Consider the following 18,404-nt stretch of genomic DNA (forward strand, 5'->3'; position numbering starts at 1 on the left):
CGCCGGCTCACACTTATGTCCCTGCTCGACCCCCATCCGGTATGAGTTTCAGCGGTCGGCTCCGGGCGAGTTTCGCCACCGGCCTCCTGCTGGTGACACCGCTCGCGGTGACGCTGTTCGTCCTCCAGTTCGTCTTCGTCCGCACGGCCGGGCTGTTGAACCCCGTCGTGCAGGCGACGCGACTGACGAACTACACCGGGAACGTCGAGGTGGTCGCCCAGTTGCTCGCGGCCGTCTGCATCGCCGCGGGCATCACCCTCCTCGGCTACCTCGCCTCGTGGAGCGTCGGCAAGCGACTCTTCGGCGGCGTCGAGCGGGCGATTCGGCTCGTCCCGCTCGTCCGCACGGTTTACTTCGGTGTCCGCCAGGTGAGCGAGTCGCTGGTCCAGCGCTCCGCCGGCTACGAAACCGTCGTCCTCGTCGAGTTTCCGCGGAAGGGCGTCTACGCCATCGGGTTCGTCACGAACGACGGCCCGGCGGCCGCCAGCGAGGCGACGGACGAGGAACTCTACAACGTCTTCCTCCCCCACAGCCCGAATCCGACGGCCGGCAAACTGGTGTTCGTCCCCACCAGCGACGTCTACGAGGTCGACATGTCGGTCCGCCGGGCGCTCAGCCTCCTCGTCACCACCGGATTGAGCGTCGACGACGTGGACGAGTTGCCGCCGGGCGTCGCGGAGTGACGGCGACCGCCGCAGTATTTGTCGTGATGTTCATGTTTATACGTTAAGGAATGCACAGTGTGTACAGGATGGGACTGCTCGAGCTACTGCTCGCGGGCGGTGACGGCCGCCGGGAGCGGATCGACACGTACTACGAATGCCGGCGGCACGGGCGCTCCCTCAGCGCCGACGCCGACGAATGCCCGGAGTGTGGGAGCGGCGTCGCCGCCTACACGCTTCGGTAGGAACGACGGAGTTTTCGACCCCGGCCCGCTACCGTTCGTCGATGCGACTCGGCATTCTGGAGACCGTCGGCCTCGCGGCGTCGCTCATCTTCGCCATCCCGGTCGGCCTCTACGGCCTCGAGACGTTTCTCTCCGGAAACCGGGCGCTCGGCGCCGGCCTCGTGATCGTCGCTGTCCTGATGGTCGTGCTCCCCCGCCGGCTCACGACGCCCGCCGACCTCCCCGGGGCGGTGCTCGAACGGGTCGTCGGGACGGCCGTGAAAGAGCCGGACGACGACGACGATCAGTAATCTGCCGGCGACAGCGACGTGGGCAGGTCGCTCAGCGCTCGACAGCCCGAGTCGGTGATCGTGTACCAGCCGCCGATTCGAACGAGTCCCCGACCGATCTCGGGGTCCGGGTCGCGTGCCGCCGGGTCGAGGGCGAAGCGCGTCCCCGCGTCGAGCGGCGCGTCGCTCCCGCCGTCTATCGGCGTGTCGAGCCCGTGGACGACCGCCCCCTCGCCCGCCGCGAGGCCGTACGCGCCCAGTTCGGCGATCGCCTCGTCGACGAGTCGGCGGGCGGGAACGTCCGGTTCGGCGACGCGGCGGACGGCGTCGTGGGCCATCCCGACGGCGACGGCGGCACGGCGCGTCCACCCGCCCGTCCCGTCGACGACGAACGTCCGCGCGAGGGGGGCGGCGCCCTCCGGATGGACCGCGACGACGACGGGGTCGTCCGGGCGAAGGCCGTCCCGCGTCTCGACGGTCACCGCCGCCTCGGCGGCGTCGCTCGCGACGCGTTCGAGTTCCGCCGGGGTGAGCGGGTCGCCGTCGCGGTGCAGTCGTCCGTCGACGACCGTCGTCGCCGTCAGGTGGGCGGCGGCGGCGACGAAGCCCGTCTCCGCCGCCGAGAGCGCCGCCTCGACCCGGCCGCTCACGGCTCGGGTTCGGGTGCCTCGGTCTCCTGTGCCGCCTCCAGCATCTCCTCGACGTCCTCGTCGCGGAGTTCGTTGTGCAGGACGACGCTGACGGGGAGGGTCGGGGCGCCGCCGATGAGGTTCTCCAGAAGGACGAGGCGTTCGCGCGCACGGCTCATGCCGACGTAGAAGACGCGGCGTTCGTTGTCGGTGAGGAGGGGGACCGGGCTGGTGTGGGCGGTGAACTCCTCGACGCCCGGCACGTCGGTCGGGTCGTCGACGCTCGCGGCCATCTGCTCGACCACCTTCTCGGTCAGGTCGGTACAGACGAAGACGTGGTCGGCCTCGCGGCCCTTCGCGGAGTGGATGGTGCCGACGCGGACGCGACTCGGGTCCATGCCGCCGTAGTCGCCGTCGAAGTAGGCGTCGACGGAGTTGCGCTGGAAGCTCGTCACCTTCCGGAGCATGTCGCCGGCGGCGGCCGAATCGGGCATGAAGGGGACGTGGTCGGTCACCACGTCGGGCGACACCTCGATCTGGGCGATGTCCTCCACGTCCGCCTCCTCCTCCCGGTCGTCGAGGGTGTCGTAGAAGTCGTCGCGGTCGTTCGTCCCGAACGCCGAATCCTGCAGCATGTCGGCGAGGCGCCGCGCCTCCAGCCCCGTGATGGGGTCGCCGGCGTCCAGTTTCTCGACGGCGCGGACGTAGTCGGTGAGGCGGTCGGTCCACATCCGCTGGTCGGTCATGACGGAGAACGGAATCCCCTTCGGGAGGAAGTCGTCGATGAACTGGAACATCTGGTAGCGCGCCCGGAAGAGGATCATCAACGTTTCCTCCGTACTGTCGACGGTGTGTTGGACGTTCCGCACCACCTCGAACATCGACGGACTCTGAATCCCCTCGACGACGCCGCCCTCCTTGCGCGGGTTGAGGTCTTTCTCCTGGCGCTTGTCGATGTGGCGAATCTCCCGGTTGACGACGTTCAGGATGCGCGAGGGCAGGCGGTAGGAGTTGGGAAGCACCACGTCCTCGTGGACCTCCGCGTCGAGCAGGATGTTCGGATCGGCGCCCTGCCACGCGTAGACGACCTGGTCGTCGTCGCCGGCGATCAGGACCCCCTCCATGTGGGGTTTCCACTCATCGTACACCTCGTACTGGAGGGTGGTGATGTCCTGGAACTCGTCGATGACGAGGTAGTCGACGTGGGGGACGAGCGACCGCTGGGCCACCCGTTCGAGCATGTCGGCGAAGCCGACGAGGCCGTGTTCGCCCTTGTACGACCGCCACGCGCGGATGACCTCGGGCACGTCGATCCGGTCGTCGTCGGTCGGCCACGTCGGCGTGTACTTGTTGCCCTCCTGGGCGTTGGGGTCGATGTCGGGCGGGAGGCGGACCGACTCCACGTCCCACTGGAAGGGCACGTCGTACCAGTCGGCCACGTCGCGCTGGGTGCGCTGGAGCCACTGGCTGGTGGCGATGATCTTGTTGCCGAGCGTCGTCGATCTGGCCGTTCGCCGACCGGCGCCGCCGTACTCGTCCTCGTACTCGACGCCGTACTCCTCACAGAACTCCTCCTTGTCGGACTCGCCGACCACGTCGCCACGCGAGAGGTCGAGCAGTTCGTACGCCTTCGCGTGCATCGTACAGACGTTCCCCTGCAACGCCCGTGGGGAGGTGTCGAGGCGTTCAGCGAGGCGTTCTCGAACTTCGGCGGCCGCGGCACGCGTGTAGGAGACGACGAGCACGTCGCGGATGCTCACGTCGTCGTCTTCCAGCAACTCGTCGACGCGGTCGAGGAGGGCCGTCGTCTTCCCGCTCCCGGGACCACCGAAGAGACGGGTGACGGTAACGTCGTCGCTCATTGTCCACGTACATGCCCCGAGGCGGTATAAACGGCGTGGCTTGGGGGGACGCGTGGTGTCGACCCGGCTACGTCGCCGGGTCCCAGCCACAGACCGAACAGTCGGTCGCGGCCTCGTCGTGCAGCGCCCCACAGTCCGGGCACTGCAGCTTGTTATAGGATCGTTCCCAGCGTACCGGTGTGGTCTCGTGGCCGTTGTCCGCGAGGAACTGGTCGAACAGTTCGTCGTCGTGTTGTTCGCTGGGTCCGGCTGCCATACACACCATGGTACGCCATACCAACACTTAGTCGTACTGGTATGGGTAACGTTGGCACGACACCGTCGGTGCCGCCGGAAATCGACCGACGGCTACAGGTCGTATAGCTCGCCGTACTTCGCCGTCGCGTACTCGACGAAGGCGTCGGCGGCCACGTCCTCGCCCGTCGCCCGGACGACGAGTTCGTTCGTCTCGAAGCGCTTGCCGTGGCGGTGAATCTCCTCGGTCAGCCACTCGTGGAGCGGGGCGAACTCCCCGTCCCGGATCAGGCCCTCCAATCCCTCGATATCCCGCTCCGCGGCGTCGTAGAGCTGTGCCGCGATCACGCTCCCGAGCGAGTAGGTGGGGAAGTAGCCGAAGGCGCCGTGAGACCAGTGCACGTCCTGCAGACAGCCCTCGGCGTCCGTCTCGGGACGGATACCGAGGTACGACTCCATCTTGTCGTTCCACACCTCGGGCACGTCCTCGACGGCCAGATCACCCCGGATCAGGTCGCGCTCGATTTCGAACCGCAGGACGATGTGGAGGTGGTAGGTGAGTTCGTCGGCCTCCACGCGGATGAGGTTCGACGGGTCGACGGCGTTGACCGCCTCGTAGGCCTCGCGGACGCTCGGGTCCCCCACGTCGGGGAACGCCTCGACCACCTCGGGGAGGAACCGCGCCCAGAACGCCGTCGACCGCCCGACGTGGTTCTCCCAGAGCCGCGACTGCGACTCGTGAATCGAGAGGTCGCGCGCCTCGCCCAGCGGCGTCCCGTAGGCGTCGTCGAGGAGGCCGAGCGTGTAGGTGGCGTGGCCGAACTCGTGGACCGTCGAGAGCAGGGCGCCGATGGGCTCGCTCTCGTCGTACCGAGTGGTGATCCGGGCGTCGAACGTCGTCCCCGTCGAGAACGGGTGCGGGGCCTCGTCGAGGCGGCCCCGTTCCCACGGGTAGCCGAGCAGGTCGAGTGCCTCGCGCATCAGCGCCTCCTGCCGTTCGGCCGCGAACGTCCCCGTGAAGGCGTCCGTCGCCAGGTCGGCCTCGGACGCCCGAATCTCGTCGACCAGCGGCACCACCGCGTCCCGCAGGTCCGTCAGCACGGCCTCGGCGTGGTCGAGCGGCAAGCAGGGTTCGTACTCTTCGAACAGCACCTCGTAGGGGTCGCGGTCCGGGTCGACGTGTGCCGCGTACCGCCGCTTCAATTCGACCAGTTCTTCGAGGTGGGGCGCGAAGGCGTCGAAGTCGTCCGCCTCCTTGGCCTCCCGCCACGCGGTCAGCGCCTCGGAGGAAGCGGCGGAGATGCGTTCGACGAGGTCGGTGGGCACGCGGACGGCGCGTTCCTGCTCCCGGCGCACCTCGCGGACGACGGCCCGTTGGTCGTCGTCGAGGTCCGTCCCCTCCAACTCGTCGAGGAGGTGGCCGAGTTCGTCGGCGGTGAGCAGGTCGTGTTCGACCGCCGAGAGCGCGGACAGCTGTCTGGCCCGGGCGGGCGTCCCCTCCTCGGGCATCACCACCTGCTGGTCCCAGGAGAGCAGTTCCTTCGCGTGCGAGACGTTGCTGATCCGCCCCGCGCGGTCGAGCAAGTCGTCGTAGGCGCCCTCGACGGCCGCCGTCGTGTCGCTCATGTCCGGACGTGGCGTCGCGTCGTAATCAACCCCGCGCCGCCACGGCTCGATAACACCGAGTGGTAACACCTATACTCCCGAGGCGTCGACCGGGAGGCATGGACACGAACGACGTGACCCGGACCGCGCCCGATCCGGGTCTCACCGCACGCATCGGGAGCTATCTCTCCGGGATGGGACCGTCGTGGGTCGCCGGCGCCATCGCCGCCGGGCCGGCGACCATCGCCAGCCTCGTCACCGCCGGCGCGCTCTTCGGCTACCAACTGCTCTGGGTCGTCGTCCTCTCCGCGGGCGCGGGGGCGCTCGCCCAGTATCTCGCGATGCGTCTCGGTCTCCTCACCGAGCGCGGCATCGTCGCCGTCGTCGAGGACCACCTCGGCGAGTCCTGGGCGTGGCTGCTCGTCGCCGACGCGGTCATCGCCGCCGGCGTCGCCCAACTGGTGATCATGAAGACCGTCGCCACCGTCTCCGCCACCGTCACGGGCATCGACGCCCGGGTCTGGGGCGTCGTCTGGGCGCTCGTCCTCGCCGTCGGCCTCGCCGGGCGGGGGTATCGCTTCCTCGAAGTCGTCGCGAAAGTCCTCGTCGCGGGCGTCGTCGTCGCCTTCGTCGCCAGCCTGTTCGTCGTGCCCGTCGACCCCGGCGCGGCCGTCGCGGGGCTGGTGCCCTCCGTCCCCACGGGCGGGGCGCTCGTCGCCGCGGGCATCCTCGGCGGCGCCGTCCACATCACGCTCATCACGATGCACTCCTACACGATGCGCTCCCGGGGCTGGACCCGCGAGGACTACAGCCTCGCCTCCTTCGACGTCGGGGCCTCGATGCTCGTCGCCTTCGGCGTCTACTCGCTGGCCATCTTCCTCGTCACCGCGAGCGTCCTCACCTCCGCGGACCTCTCGACCGTCGGCGCGGCGCAGGCGCTCGGCCCGCTGGTCGGCCCAAGCGCGAAGTGGCTCTTCCTGCTCGGCCTCTGGGGCGCCGCCGTCTCGACGCTCGGCGGCAACACCATCGTCCCCCCGTTCCTGCTGGCCGACAAACTCGGCTGGGGGACGACCATCGAGGACTCCCGCTACCGCTGGCTGCTCGTCGCCGCCGCGCTCCTCTCGGCGCCCGGCGCGTTCATCGGCGGCGCGGTGCTCGGCCAACTCGTCCTCGTTCTCGCGCTCGGGACGGTGGGGACGCCCTTCGCCATCGCCATCGTCCTCTACCTGCTGAACACCGACGCGGTGCCCGACCGTAACTCCCTGCTCGCCAACGTCGGCGGCGTGGCGCTCCTGCTCGTCACCGGCGGCCTCGCCGCCAACTTCGTCCGCTCGCAGGTCGCCGGCGGCGTGAGTCCGCTCGCCGGCGTCGTGCTCGCGTTCGCCGTCGCCATCGCCCTCGCCATGGTCGGACTGGGCGGCAAGTTCGCGCTCGAGGAAGTCGCGTAGACCCGTGACGGACGCCGGCCCTCCGTTCCCCCTCACGGGGACGACCCTGATCGTCGGGCCGTCGAACGTCGGCAAGACCCGCCTGACTGCCCGGGCGCTGACGGCGTGGCTGGAGCGCGAGGGGGCCGACGGGGTGGTCGTCCTCGATTTCGCTCCCGAGGTGGAGCGCGACGGCCGGATTCTGGGCGGCCGCCTCGACCGGTTCGTCACGCCTCCCGCCGGCGTGTGGCGGGGCGTCCTCGACGCCCACGCGCCGCGGGCGACGGCCGGGAGCGAGGCTGAAGCGGCCGACCTCGCCGCCGACAACGCCCGCCGCGCGGCGACCGTCTTCGACGCGGCGCCCGCGGACCCGCGGGCCGTCTTCGTCAACGACGCCACCATCCCGTTCCAGACGCCGGACGCCGACCCGACGCGACTGCTCGACTACTGCGACCGGGCGGAGGTGGCGGTGTTGAACGCGCTGGAAGCCGACGCCATCGTGGGGTCGGACCCCGTCTCCGAGGCCGAACGGGCGACGCTGTCGGCCTTCCGCGAGCGGGCGGATCGGATCGTCCGGCTGGACGATCAGGCCGACTCCGCGACGCCGCGATAGATCCGCTCGCACCGCTCCAGCACGTCGATAGCGACGCTCTCCCCCGCCGTATGCGCCTCGCCGGGTTCCGCGGCGCCACAGACGACGGGGGTCGTCCCCGCGGCGGCCAGCCACCCCGCGTCCGTGGCGTGGGGTTTGGCGACGTGCCGGGGGTTGCCGTCCTGTGCCTCGCGGGCGGCGTCGAGGACCGCCTCGGCGAAGTCGGCGTCGTCACAGGCCATCGGCGGCAGGTCCTGATCGACCGTCCACTCGACGCCGGGCACCGACTCGACGCGTCCCAGGTCGGCCCGTTCGCCCGGCACCGTCCGCTCGTCAACCGTCGCCGCACAGCGGTCGGGGATCACGTTCCACCCCGATCCGCCGTCGATTTCGGTGACGACGACGCTCCCCCGTAGCTCCTGGCCGAGCACCGTCGTCTCGGGAGCGTCGAGGCCACGAACCACGTCCACGGCGTCGCAGGCGCGGTAGACGGCGTTCTCGCCCGCCTCGGGTTCGCTGGCGTGGGCGCTCTCGCCGCGGGCGACGAGCGTGCTCCCCCGCCGGCCCTTGTGCGCGACGGCCACGTCCGTGACGCCGGGCGCGGAGTACCCCGTCGACCCCTCGCCGACGACGGCGTAGTCGGGGGCGAACCCCTCGTCGATGGCGGCGCGGGCGCCGACGCCCCCCTGCTCCTCGCCCGCGAAGGAGGCGAAGACGAGTTCAGTGGCGGGATCGGCGTCGCGGAAGGCGACCATCGCCGCCGCGAGACTGCCCTTCATGTCGGCGGCCCCGCGCCCGTGGAGGCGGCCGTTCCGTTCCGCGACGACGTACTCGCCGTCACGAACCTGTTCGTCCGCGGGCGCCACCACGTCGTGGTGGCCGACGAGAGCGAGGGAGCGATTACCGTCGCCGCGGCGGGCGATCACGTTCCCGGCGTCGTCCCGTCGGACCGCCGCGTCCGTCTCCGCGCGGAGCCACGACTCCACGGCGTCGCCCGCCGCCCGTTCGTCCTCGTGGCTGGGAATCGAGACGAGTCGGCGCGTCAGGGCCAGCGTGTCGCTCATGCCCCACGCGACGGCGGCCGCCGGTTTATATTCGACCGCTCCGGCGGACCGCGCTTGAATACCCTTATCCGTCTCGCCCCCCGATTTCGCCCATGAACGTCGTACCGGACACGAGCGCGGTCATCGACGGCCGCGTGTCCGAACGCGTCGACGACGGCAGTTACGAGGGGGCGACGATCACCGTCCCCGAGGCCGTCGTCGGTGAACTCGAGTGGCAGGCCAACGAGGGCCACGACACCGGCTGGGAGGGCATCGAGGAACTGCAACGGCTGGTAGAGATGGCCGCCGAGGGGACGATCACCGTCGAGTACTACGGCGAGCGACCCAGCGCCGGCCAGATACGCGGTGCCGACGAGGGCGACATCGACGCCGTCGTCCGCGACGTGGCCGCCGACCTCGACGCCACGCTCCTCACGAGCGACGTGGTACAGGCCGAGGTGAGCAAGGCGAAGGGGCTGGACGTGGAGTACGTCGAACCTCGCGGCCGCGACGCCGAGGGCTTACAGATCGAGTCCTTTTTCGACGAGACGACCATGTCCGTCCACCTCCGTGCGGGGGCGAAGCCGAAGGCCAAACGCGGCGATATCGGCGACATGCACTACCAGGTCATCGGCGACGAGCCGACGACCGAGGCGGAGATGAAGGAGTTCGCCCACGACATCGCGGAGACGGCGCGGGCGAGCCCCGACGGCTTCGTCGAACTCGACGAACCGGGGATGACCATCGTCCAGTACCGCTCCTACCGCATCGCCGTCGCCCGCCCGCCGTTCTCGGACGGCTTCGAGATTACGGCCGTCCGCCCCATCGTCAAGACGGATCTGGAGGACTACGAGTTCGCAGAAGACCTCAAGGAGCGCCTGCTGGAGCGCCAGCGCGGCGTCCTCATCTCCGGCGCGCCGGGTGCCGGAAAGTCGACGTTCGCCCAGGCCGTCGCGGAGTTCCTCGCCAGCCACGACAACGCCGTGAAGACCATGGAGAAACCCCGCGACCTGCAGGTCGGGCCCGACATCACCCAGTACACGGCGCTCGGGGGCGACATGGCGAAGACGGCCGACTCCCTCCTGCTGGTCCGTCCGGACTACACCATCTACGACGAGGTGCGCAAGACCGAGGACTTCGAGGTGTTCGCGGACATGCGCCTCGCCGGCGTCGGCATGGTGGGCGTCGTCCACGCCACCCGCGCCATCGACGCCCTGCAACGGCTCGTCGGCCGAGTCGAACTCGGCATGATCCCGCAGGTGGTCGACACGGTGGTCTACATCGAAGCCGGCCGCGTCGACACCGTCTACGACGTGCAGACGGAGGTGAAGGTGCCCGCGGGGCTGACCGCCGAGGACCTCGCCCGCCCGGTCATCCAGATTTCGGACTTCGAGACGGGGAAGCCGGCCTACGAAATCTACACGTTCAACCGGCAGGTCGTCACCGTCCCCCTCGACGGGGACGAGGGGAGCGAGACGGGCGTCTCCCGGCTGGCGAAAAAGGAGGTCGAACGCGAGATTCGCTCCATCGCCCGCGGACACGTCGAAGTCGAGCTGAAAGGGCAGAACGAGGCCGTCGTCTACGTCGAGGAAGACGACATCTCCTACGTCATCGGGAAAGGGGGCGGCCGGATCAGCGACGTGGAGAACCGCCTCGGCATCGACATCGACGTCCGGACGCTGGACGAACGGCCGTCGGGCGGGAGCGGAAGCGGCGGTAGCGCCGACGCCCGCGGGGCGGCCCGCGAGGGCACCGTCGTCACGCCCGAAGTCACGTCCCGACACGTCGTCGTCGAGGCGAGCGACGCCGCCGAAGTGGGCGAGACGGTCGAAGTGCGGGCCGACGACGAGTACCTGTTCACCGCGACGGTCGGTCGTGGCGGGGAGATTCAGGTGTCGCGCGGGAGCGCCATCGCGGACGAACTCGAACGCGCCATCGACGAGAAGCGACGGATTGCGGTGCTTCCGACGTAGCGTCACGGCAGCCGTCGATCGACGGAGGCAGTCGGCCGTAGCGGAACTCGGCCGTGGACGGGGGCGACCCGACGCTAATCGCACTCGACGCAGGGCGCGTCGGCGTCGCCCTCCGCGAGCGCGGATTCGTCGAGTTGGTAGAGGTTCTGTCGCGCGTCGGCGAAGTAGACGTCCTCGTCGACGACGCCGATGTCTTCGAGTCGTTCGAGCGCGTAGCGGACCGTCCGAGCCGACAGCATCGACTCCTCGACGATCCCCTTCTGGGTCAGCGACCCGTTGTATTCGAGGACCTTGAAAACCAGTTTCGCGCTCGGCGGAAGGTCGTCCAGACCCTCCTCGTCAGTTCCAGCCATCGTATGATCCGAACGCGGCCACCGGCATAAAGGTTCACGACCCGTTCCGGTCGTCCCGACCGTCCGTCCCCCGCGGACGCGCGAGAGACGCCGCGACGGCCGCAATGCCCCATCGCGATATTTTCCCCGACCGATAGCCCGCGCCAATAGTGCCACGACAGCCATCGTTAACCATCGTTGGTAGCTGTCACCACGGTATGGAGACACGAGAACTCGACCCGCTGTTCGATCCGTCGTCGCTGGCAATCGTGGGAGCGAGCCCGGATTCGTGGTACTCCTCGCGGATCACGGAGCATCTCACCGACTACGGCTACGACGGCGAGCATTACCTCGTCAATCCGAATCGCGAGAGGGCGTGGGATCGGCGGTGTTACGACGCGATAGCCGACCTGCCCGAGGTGGTCGACCTCGCCGTCGTGGTCGTCCCGCGCGAACACGTCGTCGACGTAGTACGTGAGGCGGGCGAGGTGGGCGTCCCCGCGGCGCTCGTCATCACGACCGGGTTCAGCGAGGCCGACGAGCAGGGAGCCGAACTGGAGGCCGAACTCGAAGCCACCGCCGCGAACTACGACATCAGCGTCGCGGGGCCGAACTGCATCGGCCTCGCGAACGCGCAGGCGGGGACGGTGTTGACTGGCCTCTGTTCCCGCGAGCCCGAACCGGGCCAAATCGGCCTCGCCAGTCAGTCCGGCGCGCTCTCTTTCGCGACGTTCTTCGAGAACGCCGCCGACGAGGACACCCACTTCTCCCACATCGTCTCGACGGGCAACGAGGTGGACCAGAGCCTCGTGGACTACGTCGAGTACATGGCCGCCGACCCCGACGTCGAGGTGATCTGTACGTACATCGAGGGCGTGACGGAGCCGCGGCGGTTCATCGAGGTGGCACGGGAGACGGTGGCGACGGGAACGCCGGTGCTGGCAGTCAAGGTCGGCAGTTCCGACGTGGCACAGGCGGCCGCCGAGTCACACACGGGGTCGCTGACCGGCAACGACGCGGTGTGGGACGCCGCCTTCGGACAGGCAGGCATCGAACGGCTCCCCGACGTTCCGGACCTCACGAGCCGGGCGCAGGCCCACGCGGCGTTCGATCCACCGGATTCGAACCGGGTCTGTGTCGCCTCGACGAGCGGCGGCCTCGCGACCCTCCTCGCCGACCTCGCGGAGGACCGCGGTCTCGACCTGCCGCAACTGGCCGACGGGACCGAGAAGACGCTGCTGGAGATGGAGGACCTGCTCACCTTCGGCGAACTCCACAACCCCGTCGACATCCGGGCCCAGGGGGCGGAGGTGCTCCCCGACGTCGCCGAGACGCTCTTCGCCGACGACGCCTTCGACGCCTACGTCTTCGGCATCGGCCTCTCGGCGGTGGATTCGGACGCGGATCTGATCGCCGACCACCTGCTCACCGTCGCCGAGATGACCGACGACCCCGTGATCTTCCTGTGGACCGGCCGCCGGGAGCCGGCCGAACTCGACGACCCCCAGCCCTACGAGCGGGTCCGCGCCGAGTACCCGCTCTTCTACGAGCCGTCGAAGGCCATCGACGCCCTGGCCTCTCTCGTCCGGTTCGACGAGGCCCGGGACCGACTCGTGGGACGGCCGCCGTTCGAACTCGACGGGCGGAGCCCCTCGGATCTGCCGAACGACGCCACGCTCACCTGGTCGCGGGCGACGAGCCTCCTCGACGACTACGGGATCGACCTGCCGGCGACGCGGTCGGCGTCGTCGAGCGAGGAGGCCGCGCGGTACGCCAGCCGGATCGGGACGCCGGTCGTGATGAAGGTGGACTCGCCGGATATCGCCCACCGCAACGAGGTGGGGGCGGTTCGGGTCGGCGTCGAGTCGTCCGCCGAGGCTCAGCGGGCCTACGAGGACATCGTCGCCAACGTCTTCGAACACGACGACGAGGCGACCATCGAGGGCGTCCTCGTCCAGGAGATGATCGAGGGCGGCGTGGAGGCGCTGGTCGGCGCGTCACAGGACCCCAACCTCGGCCCCGTCGTCACCCTCGGCTCCGGCGGGACGCAGGTCGAAGCGTTACAGGACACCACCCACCTCGTCGCACCGTTCGGCAAGGGCGACGCCTACGGCGCGCTCAAGCGGACGGACCTGCCGGCGCGGTTCGAACACGAGTTCGGCCCCGACGCGTCGCTGGACAGCCTCGCGAACCTCATCACCAAGGTTGGAAACCTCGTCGCCAAGCGTCGGGAGGTGGCCGAACTCGACCTCAACCCGGTGCTGGTGCGCCCGGAGCGGAGCGTCTGTGTCGACGCGTTCGTCAAGACCGACTGAGACGGGGTGCTGTGAGTCAGTACCGGTGGGTCGCCAGGACGGCCCGGCGACCCCCCGGCGAACAGTTACAGCAATCCGTATGAGACGGACCCCCCGCCGATCCGCCGATACCGGGCCACGACCCGGCTGAGCGTATCGAACGCCTTTTCATGCCCGCCGCCGGAGGATTCGGTATGGCTACCGAAACGGAACCGGGGGCCGGCCTCACGGGGCATATCCGCGGGGTGACGGTCACCACGCTGGCCTGTCTGGGCGGCGTCGTGGCCGCCGTCGCGGCGGGTGCCATCGTCGGCACCGGCCCAGAGGCGGCGTCCGACGTGCGGGCACTCGCCTTTCTCGTCGCCGCCGCCGCCGGCCAGTATCCCGTCCTCAAGGCGATCGGGGTCGACATCGACGACTTCGGCGCGAAGGACCACCTGTACGTCGGGTTCATGACCTTCACGCTCTGGTTCATCACCTTCGCCATCATCCTCACGACGGGCGCCTCCCTGTAACGATGGCCGACGACAGCATCGCGGTCGTCGACCTCGACCGGTGTCAACCCGACCGCTGCAACTACGAATGTGCGAACTTCTGTCCGCCCAACCGGACCGGCGAGGAGTGCATCGTCACGCTGGAGGAGCGCCACGACGACCCCGACCTCTACGACGGCGGCCCGGACCAGATCAGCATCTCCGAGGAACTCTGTCTGGGCGAGACCTGCGGCATCTGCGTCGAGAAGTGTCCCTTCGACGCCATCGAGATAATCAACCTCCCCTCGGAACTGACCGAGGACCCCATCCACCGCTACGGCGAGAACGCCTTCTCGCTGTACGGCCTCCCCATTCCCGAATCGGGAACGGTGACGGGGCTACTCGGGCCGAACGGCATCGGGAAATCGACCGCGGTCCACGCCCTCGCCGGCGAGTTGATCCCCAACCTCGGGCGGTACGACGCCGACCCTGACTGGGAGACGGTGCTGGACCGATATCGAGGGACTGCGCTCCAGAACTACCTCGAACGCCTCGTGGACGACGCGGTGACGGTCGCGCGCAAGCCACAGTACATCGACCGCATCCCGGATCAGTTCGGGGGGAAGACCCGCGACCTCCTGGAGAGCACGGACGAACGTGGCGTCGTCGACGACCTGGTCGACCGACTCTCCATCCGCCCGGTGATCGACCAGCCCATCGACACGCTCTCCGGCGGCGAACTCCAGCGAGTCGCGCTCGCGGCGACCCTCGCCCGCGACGCCGATTTCTACTTCCTCGACGAGATCACGCCCTACCTCGACATCGGGCAGCGCGTCACCGCGGCCCGTCTCGTCCGCGAACTCGCCGACGAGGAGGACCGCTCGATGCTCGTCGTGGAACACGACCTGGCCGTCCTCGACTTGCTCGCGGACCGCCTCCACGTCGCCTACGGCGAACCCGGCGCGTACGGCGTCGTCACCGACCCCAAGTCCGTCCGCAACGGCATCAACGAGTACCTTCGGGGCTATCTCGACAACGAGAACATGCGCATCCGCCCGAACGAGATCACGTTCGAGGAACACGCCCCCCGCGAGTCCGTGACGGGCACGCCGCTGGTCGAGTATCCCGACCTGCAGAAATCCTACGGCGAGGGCGAGTTCTCGCTCGACGTCGATGGGGGAACGATCTACAAGAGCGAGGTGCTGGGCGTGGTCGGGCCGAACGGGATCGGCAAGTCCACCCTGGCGAAGCTGTTCGCGGGGTCGCTCGAACCGGACGCGGGTGACGTGGACTTCCGCCTCGACATCGCCTACAAACCGCAGTACGTCGAGGTGGATCAGCCGATGCGCGTCGACACCTTCCTCTCCTCGATCACCGACGACTTCGGCACCTCCTTCTGGAACACGGAGATCGCCAAACCGCTCCAGCTAGAGCGCATCATGGAACAGCAGTTGACGGACCTCTCGGGCGGGGAGCGCCAGCGCGTCGCCATCGCGGCGTGTCTCTCGAAGGACGCCGACCTCTACCTGCTGGACGAGCCGTCGGCACACATGGACGTCGAACAGCGGGTGCAGGCCACCTCCGCCATCCGGCGCTACGCCGAGAACCACGACGCCACGGCGATGGTCATCGACCACGACATCTACATGATCGACCTGTTGGCCGACCGGCTGATGGTGTTCGACGGCGAACCCGCCGACCACGGCCACGCCTCGACGCCACAGGACATGCGCTCGGGCATGAACGACTTCCTCGCGGACCTGGACATCACGTTCCGGCGCGACGAGCGGACGGGCCGGCCCCGGATCAACAAGCCCGAGAGCCAACTCGACCGCGAACAGAAGCGGGCGGGCGAGTACTACTACGCGCCGTAACGCGGTCCGTCGCACCACGTCCTGAACGCGTCCCGCCACCCCGTTCGACGGTCGTCCACTCGTCGCGCACGACCGCTTCAGTGTTATTCCGTCCCCCGACCCACGTTCGACCATGGGAGAGACCGTCGACGCCACCGACACCGACACCGACACCGACGACCCCACCCGTCCCCGCTTCCGGGGCTGTGTGATCTGTTACAGCGCCGAGATGGTCGCGTACGGCGTCCGAAAGCTCCGCCGATAGCCCCCAAACGTTAACGCGTTCGCCCGCGGCAGGTCGTCCATGACCGCCCCCGCCGACCTCCTCCTGACGAACGCGGAGGTCCACACGCTCGCCCGCCCGGACGAGACCCACGACGCGGTCGCCGTCCGCGACGGGCGGATCACCCGCGTCGGCGACGCCTACGAACTCGACTTCCTGGCCGGCGTCGACACCCGAATCGTCGACTGCGACGGTCGCGTCGTCCTCCCGGGCTTTATCGACGCCCACACCCACTTCGAACTCCTCGGTCGGAAACTCGTCCACGTGGACCTCTCGGGGGCCGAGAGCCGGGGAGCGGCGCTCGACCGCCTGCGCGACCGGGCCGACGCCGTTCCCGCTGGCGATCCGGTCGTCGGCTACGGCTACGACGAGACCGAGTGGGGGGAGAGCGACTACCTCACGCGCGCGGATCTGGACGCCGTCGACGCCGCGGGACCGGTCGTCGCGGTCCGGGAGGACCTCCACGTCGCCTCGCTGGATTCGACGGCGGTAGAGCGGTTCGTCGACGACCTGTCCGAGGCGGGCGTTCGGCGCGAGGGCGGGGAGCCGACGGGCGTCGTCGTCGAGGGGGCCACGGAGGGGGTCCTCGATGCCCTCGCGCCCGGTCCCGAGGAAGCCACGGCGGCCATCCGGGCGGCCCAGCGGTACGCCAACGAACGCGGCGTCACCGGCGTCCACGACATGGTTCGGCGCTCGTACGCGCCGCGGGTGTACCGCGACCTCGACGCCGCCGACGAACTGACGCTCCGGGTCCGACTCAACTACTGGGCGGACCACCTCGATGCCCTCGTCGAGACGGGACTGCGGACGAACCACGGCGACGGCCGCGTCCGCGTGGGCGCGATCAAGACGTTCACCGACGGGAGCCTCGGCGGGCGGACGGCGAAGCTCTCCGAACCGTACGCCGACGCCCCCGACGAGCGAGGCGAGTGGACCGTCCCCCCCGCCGAGTTCCGTGATCTACTCGACAGCGCCGCAGGCGCGGGGTTTCAGGTCGCCGCCCACGCCATCGGCGACGAGGCGGTCGGGGACGTCGTCGACGCGTTCGCGACACGACCGTCGACGGACGCCCGTCACCGCGTCGAACACGCGGAACTGGCGAGCGACGCAGCCATCGACCGGATGGCCGAGGCGGATATCGTCGCCTCGATCCAGCCGAACTTCCACCGCTGGGCCGGCGAAGACGGCCTGTACGCCGCCCGAATCGGCGACCGTCGAACCGAGACGAACCGGTTGGGCCGTCTCGCAGACGCCGGTGTCCACCTCGCGTTCGGGAGCGACGGCATGCCACTCGACCCGCTCGTCGGCGTCCACCACGCGGTCAACGCTCCGACCGCCGACCAGCGACTCGGCGTGACCGAGGCACTCCGGGCGTACACGCTGGGCAGCGCCTACGCTGGCTTCGACGAGGATCGGCTGGGGACGGTCGAACCGGGGAAATATGCCGACCTGGTCGTCCTCGACGGCTCGCCGTGGGAGCGACCCGGGGAGATTCGGGAGATCGACGTGACCCTCACCGTCGTCGACGGCGAAGTGGTGTACGACGGGTCGGACCCTTGAAGTTCTCGCCCCGACCACTCCACCCATGACCGCGTTCTTCGACCGCCTCGCCGACCGCATCGACCGCGTGGACAGCGTCGTCTCCGTCGGGTTGGACGCCGACCCCGACCGGATTCCGGACTCCCTCGCCGACCGCGACCTACCGCGGTGGGCGTTCAACCGCCGGATCATCGACGCCACGCACGAACACGCCGCCTGCTACAAGCCCAACGCGGCCTTCTACGAGGACGCCGACGGCTGGCGGGCGCTCCGCGAGACGGTCGCGTACGCCCACGGGAAGGACGTGCCCGTCCTGCTCGACGCCAAACGCGCCGACATCGGCAACACCTCGCGGCGCTACGCGGAACTCCTCGACACCGCCGACGCCATCACGGTCAACCCCTACATGGGTCGGGACTCGCTCGACCCGTTCCTCTCCCGCGAGGCGGCGGGCGTGTTCGTCCTCTGTCGCACCTCGAACCCGGGCGGCGCGGACCTGCAGGACCTCGAACTCGCCTCGGGCGAACCCCTCTACCGGCGGGTGGCGGCACTCGCGGATCTGTGGAACGAACACGGCAACGTCGGCCTCGTCGTGGGCGCGACGGCGCCCGAGGAGCTGGAGACGCTGCGGGCCGAGGTGCCCGACATCCCCTTCCTCGTGCCCGGCGTGGGGGCACAGGGCGGTGACGCCGAGGCGGCCGTGGAGTACGGCCTCGCGGACGGCGTCGGCCTCGTCAACTCCTCGCGAGGGATCATCTTTGCAGGCGAGGACGCCCCGGGCGACGACGAGGCGGCGTACTTCGGCGCGGCGGGCGAAGCGGCCAAACGGTTGAAAAAGCGGCTCAACCGGTTCCGCTAACCGCCGCCGCCCCGCGTCCGCGCGGCACAGGAGACGCACATCCCCAGCCCACGGTCGTAGTGTTCGGCACAGACGGCCGCGCCGCAGGCGTCGCAGGTGTGTTTGGCCGTCGCGGATTCACAGATCTGACAGAGGGTCGTGACGCTCATGACGGAAATACGGCATCGGGGGGTTTCAGACTGTGGGCGGAGGTCGCTCGAACCGGCCGTCGACCCGGCGCCTGCCCCGTT

Annotated in this window: 19 protein-coding genes; 12 read left to right on the forward strand and 7 right to left on the reverse strand. The window is 69.5% G+C overall.

Annotated features, from left to right (window positions below; genetic code table 11):
* Positions 1-41: 41 nt before the first annotated feature.
* From DU484_RS17795 to DU484_RS17800, 3 genes are all read left to right on the forward strand, one after another.
* Positions 42-683 (forward strand): DUF502 domain-containing protein, encoded by a 642-nt coding sequence (locus tag DU484_RS17795; protein WP_114584243.1) that lies wholly within the window; start codon positions 42-44, stop codon positions 681-683.
* Positions 684-751: 68 nt separating this feature from the next.
* Positions 752-907 (forward strand): hypothetical protein, encoded by a 156-nt coding sequence (locus tag DU484_RS20095; RefSeq protein WP_187347726.1) that lies wholly within the window; start codon positions 752-754, stop codon positions 905-907.
* Positions 908-948: 41 nt separating this feature from the next.
* Positions 949-1,197, forward strand: coding sequence for a DUF7533 family protein (locus DU484_RS17800; RefSeq protein WP_114584244.1), 249 nt, complete (start codon positions 949-951; stop codon positions 1,195-1,197).
* Here DU484_RS17800 and DU484_RS20100 read toward each other — a convergent pair.
* The 4 genes from DU484_RS20100 to DU484_RS17820 form a co-directional block, all read right to left on the reverse strand.
* Positions 1,191-1,826, reverse strand: coding sequence for a M24 family metallopeptidase (locus DU484_RS20100; RefSeq protein WP_187347727.1), 636 nt, complete (start codon positions 1,824-1,826; stop codon positions 1,191-1,193). The two genes, DU484_RS17800 and DU484_RS20100, sit on opposite strands and share 7 nt — an antisense overlap.
* On the reverse strand, positions 1,823-3,667 hold the full coding sequence (locus tag DU484_RS17810) for a UvrD-helicase domain-containing protein (protein WP_114606597.1): 1,845 nt from the start codon (positions 3,665-3,667) through the stop codon (positions 1,823-1,825). The genes DU484_RS20100 and DU484_RS17810 overlap by 4 nt, the downstream gene beginning before the upstream one ends.
* A gap of 67 nt (positions 3,668-3,734) precedes the next feature.
* The gene (locus tag DU484_RS17815; protein ID WP_114584246.1) at positions 3,735-3,923 is read right to left on the reverse strand and encodes an HVO_0416 family zinc finger protein; all 189 of its coding nucleotides are present in this window, start codon (positions 3,921-3,923) and stop codon (positions 3,735-3,737) included.
* Between the two features lie 92 nt (positions 3,924-4,015).
* Positions 4,016-5,527 (reverse strand): carboxypeptidase M32, encoded by a 1,512-nt coding sequence (locus tag DU484_RS17820; protein WP_114606598.1) that lies wholly within the window; start codon positions 5,525-5,527, stop codon positions 4,016-4,018.
* A 173-nt stretch (positions 5,528-5,700) separates the two neighbouring features.
* Here DU484_RS17820 and DU484_RS17825 point away from each other — a divergent pair, with 173 nt between their 5' ends.
* Positions 5,701-6,954, forward strand: a complete 1,254-nt coding sequence (locus tag DU484_RS17825) for an NRAMP family divalent metal transporter (RefSeq protein WP_187347815.1) — start codon at positions 5,701-5,703, stop codon at positions 6,952-6,954.
* 4 nt (positions 6,955-6,958) lie between these two features.
* The gene (locus DU484_RS17830) at positions 6,959-7,546 is read left to right on the forward strand and encodes a hypothetical protein (protein ID WP_114584249.1); all 588 of its coding nucleotides are present in this window, start codon (positions 6,959-6,961) and stop codon (positions 7,544-7,546) included.
* On the opposite strand, the gene DU484_RS17835 is transcribed toward DU484_RS17830, so the two are convergent.
* Entirely contained in the window at positions 7,519-8,589 is a 1,071-nt protein-coding gene (locus DU484_RS17835; protein ID WP_114584250.1) for a M20 family metallopeptidase, read from the reverse strand. The genes DU484_RS17830 and DU484_RS17835 overlap by 28 nt on opposite strands.
* A 92-nt stretch (positions 8,590-8,681) precedes the next feature.
* Between DU484_RS17835 and DU484_RS17840 the strand changes: the two genes are divergently transcribed.
* Positions 8,682-10,541 carry a PINc/VapC family ATPase gene (locus tag DU484_RS17840; RefSeq protein ID WP_114606599.1) on the forward strand — a complete coding sequence of 620 codons (1,860 nt, stop codon included), beginning with the start codon at positions 8,682-8,684 and terminating at the stop codon, positions 10,539-10,541.
* A 74-nt stretch (positions 10,542-10,615) separates the two neighbouring features.
* On the opposite strand, the gene DU484_RS17845 is transcribed toward DU484_RS17840, so the two are convergent.
* Positions 10,616-10,894, reverse strand: a complete 279-nt coding sequence (locus DU484_RS17845) for a winged helix-turn-helix domain-containing protein (RefSeq protein ID WP_114584252.1) — start codon at positions 10,892-10,894, stop codon at positions 10,616-10,618.
* A gap of 197 nt (positions 10,895-11,091) precedes the next feature.
* Here DU484_RS17845 and DU484_RS17850 point away from each other — a divergent pair, with 197 nt between their 5' ends.
* The 6 genes from DU484_RS17850 to pyrF all read left to right on the forward strand — a co-directional run bounded on the left by DU484_RS17850 (position 11,092) and on the right by pyrF (position 18,174).
* The gene (locus DU484_RS17850) at positions 11,092-13,188 is read left to right on the forward strand and encodes an acetate--CoA ligase family protein (protein ID WP_114606600.1); all 2,097 of its coding nucleotides are present in this window, start codon (positions 11,092-11,094) and stop codon (positions 13,186-13,188) included.
* Between the two features lie 173 nt (positions 13,189-13,361).
* Positions 13,362-13,682, forward strand: coding sequence for an EMC6-like membrane protein (locus DU484_RS17855; RefSeq protein WP_114584254.1), 321 nt, complete (start codon positions 13,362-13,364; stop codon positions 13,680-13,682).
* 2 nt (positions 13,683-13,684) lie between these two features.
* Positions 13,685-15,514, forward strand: a complete 1,830-nt coding sequence (locus DU484_RS17860) for a ribosome biogenesis/translation initiation ATPase RLI (protein ID WP_114606601.1) — start codon at positions 13,685-13,687, stop codon at positions 15,512-15,514.
* A gap of 112 nt (positions 15,515-15,626) precedes the next feature.
* Positions 15,627-15,758 (forward strand): hypothetical protein, encoded by a 132-nt coding sequence (locus tag DU484_RS20525; protein ID WP_262342810.1) that lies wholly within the window; start codon positions 15,627-15,629, stop codon positions 15,756-15,758.
* Positions 15,759-15,797: 39 nt separating this feature from the next.
* Positions 15,798-17,336: an amidohydrolase gene (locus DU484_RS17865; RefSeq protein ID WP_114606602.1), complete on the forward strand. Its 1,539-nt coding sequence runs from the start codon at positions 15,798-15,800 to the stop codon at positions 17,334-17,336.
* A gap of 25 nt (positions 17,337-17,361) precedes the next feature.
* Positions 17,362-18,174 (forward strand): orotidine-5'-phosphate decarboxylase, encoded by an 813-nt coding sequence (pyrF, locus tag DU484_RS17870; RefSeq protein ID WP_114606603.1) that lies wholly within the window; start codon positions 17,362-17,364, stop codon positions 18,172-18,174.
* On the opposite strand, the gene DU484_RS20105 is transcribed toward pyrF, so the two are convergent.
* Complete coding sequence (locus DU484_RS20105; RefSeq protein ID WP_187347728.1) at positions 18,171-18,323, reverse strand: hypothetical protein; 153 nt, start codon at positions 18,321-18,323, stop codon at positions 18,171-18,173. The genes pyrF and DU484_RS20105 overlap by 4 nt on opposite strands.
* Positions 18,324-18,404 lie beyond the last annotated feature (81 nt).

Source organism: Haloplanus rubicundus, assembly GCF_003342675.1.
Classification (GTDB): Archaea; Halobacteriota; Halobacteria; order Halobacteriales; family Haloferacaceae; genus Haloplanus; species Haloplanus rubicundus.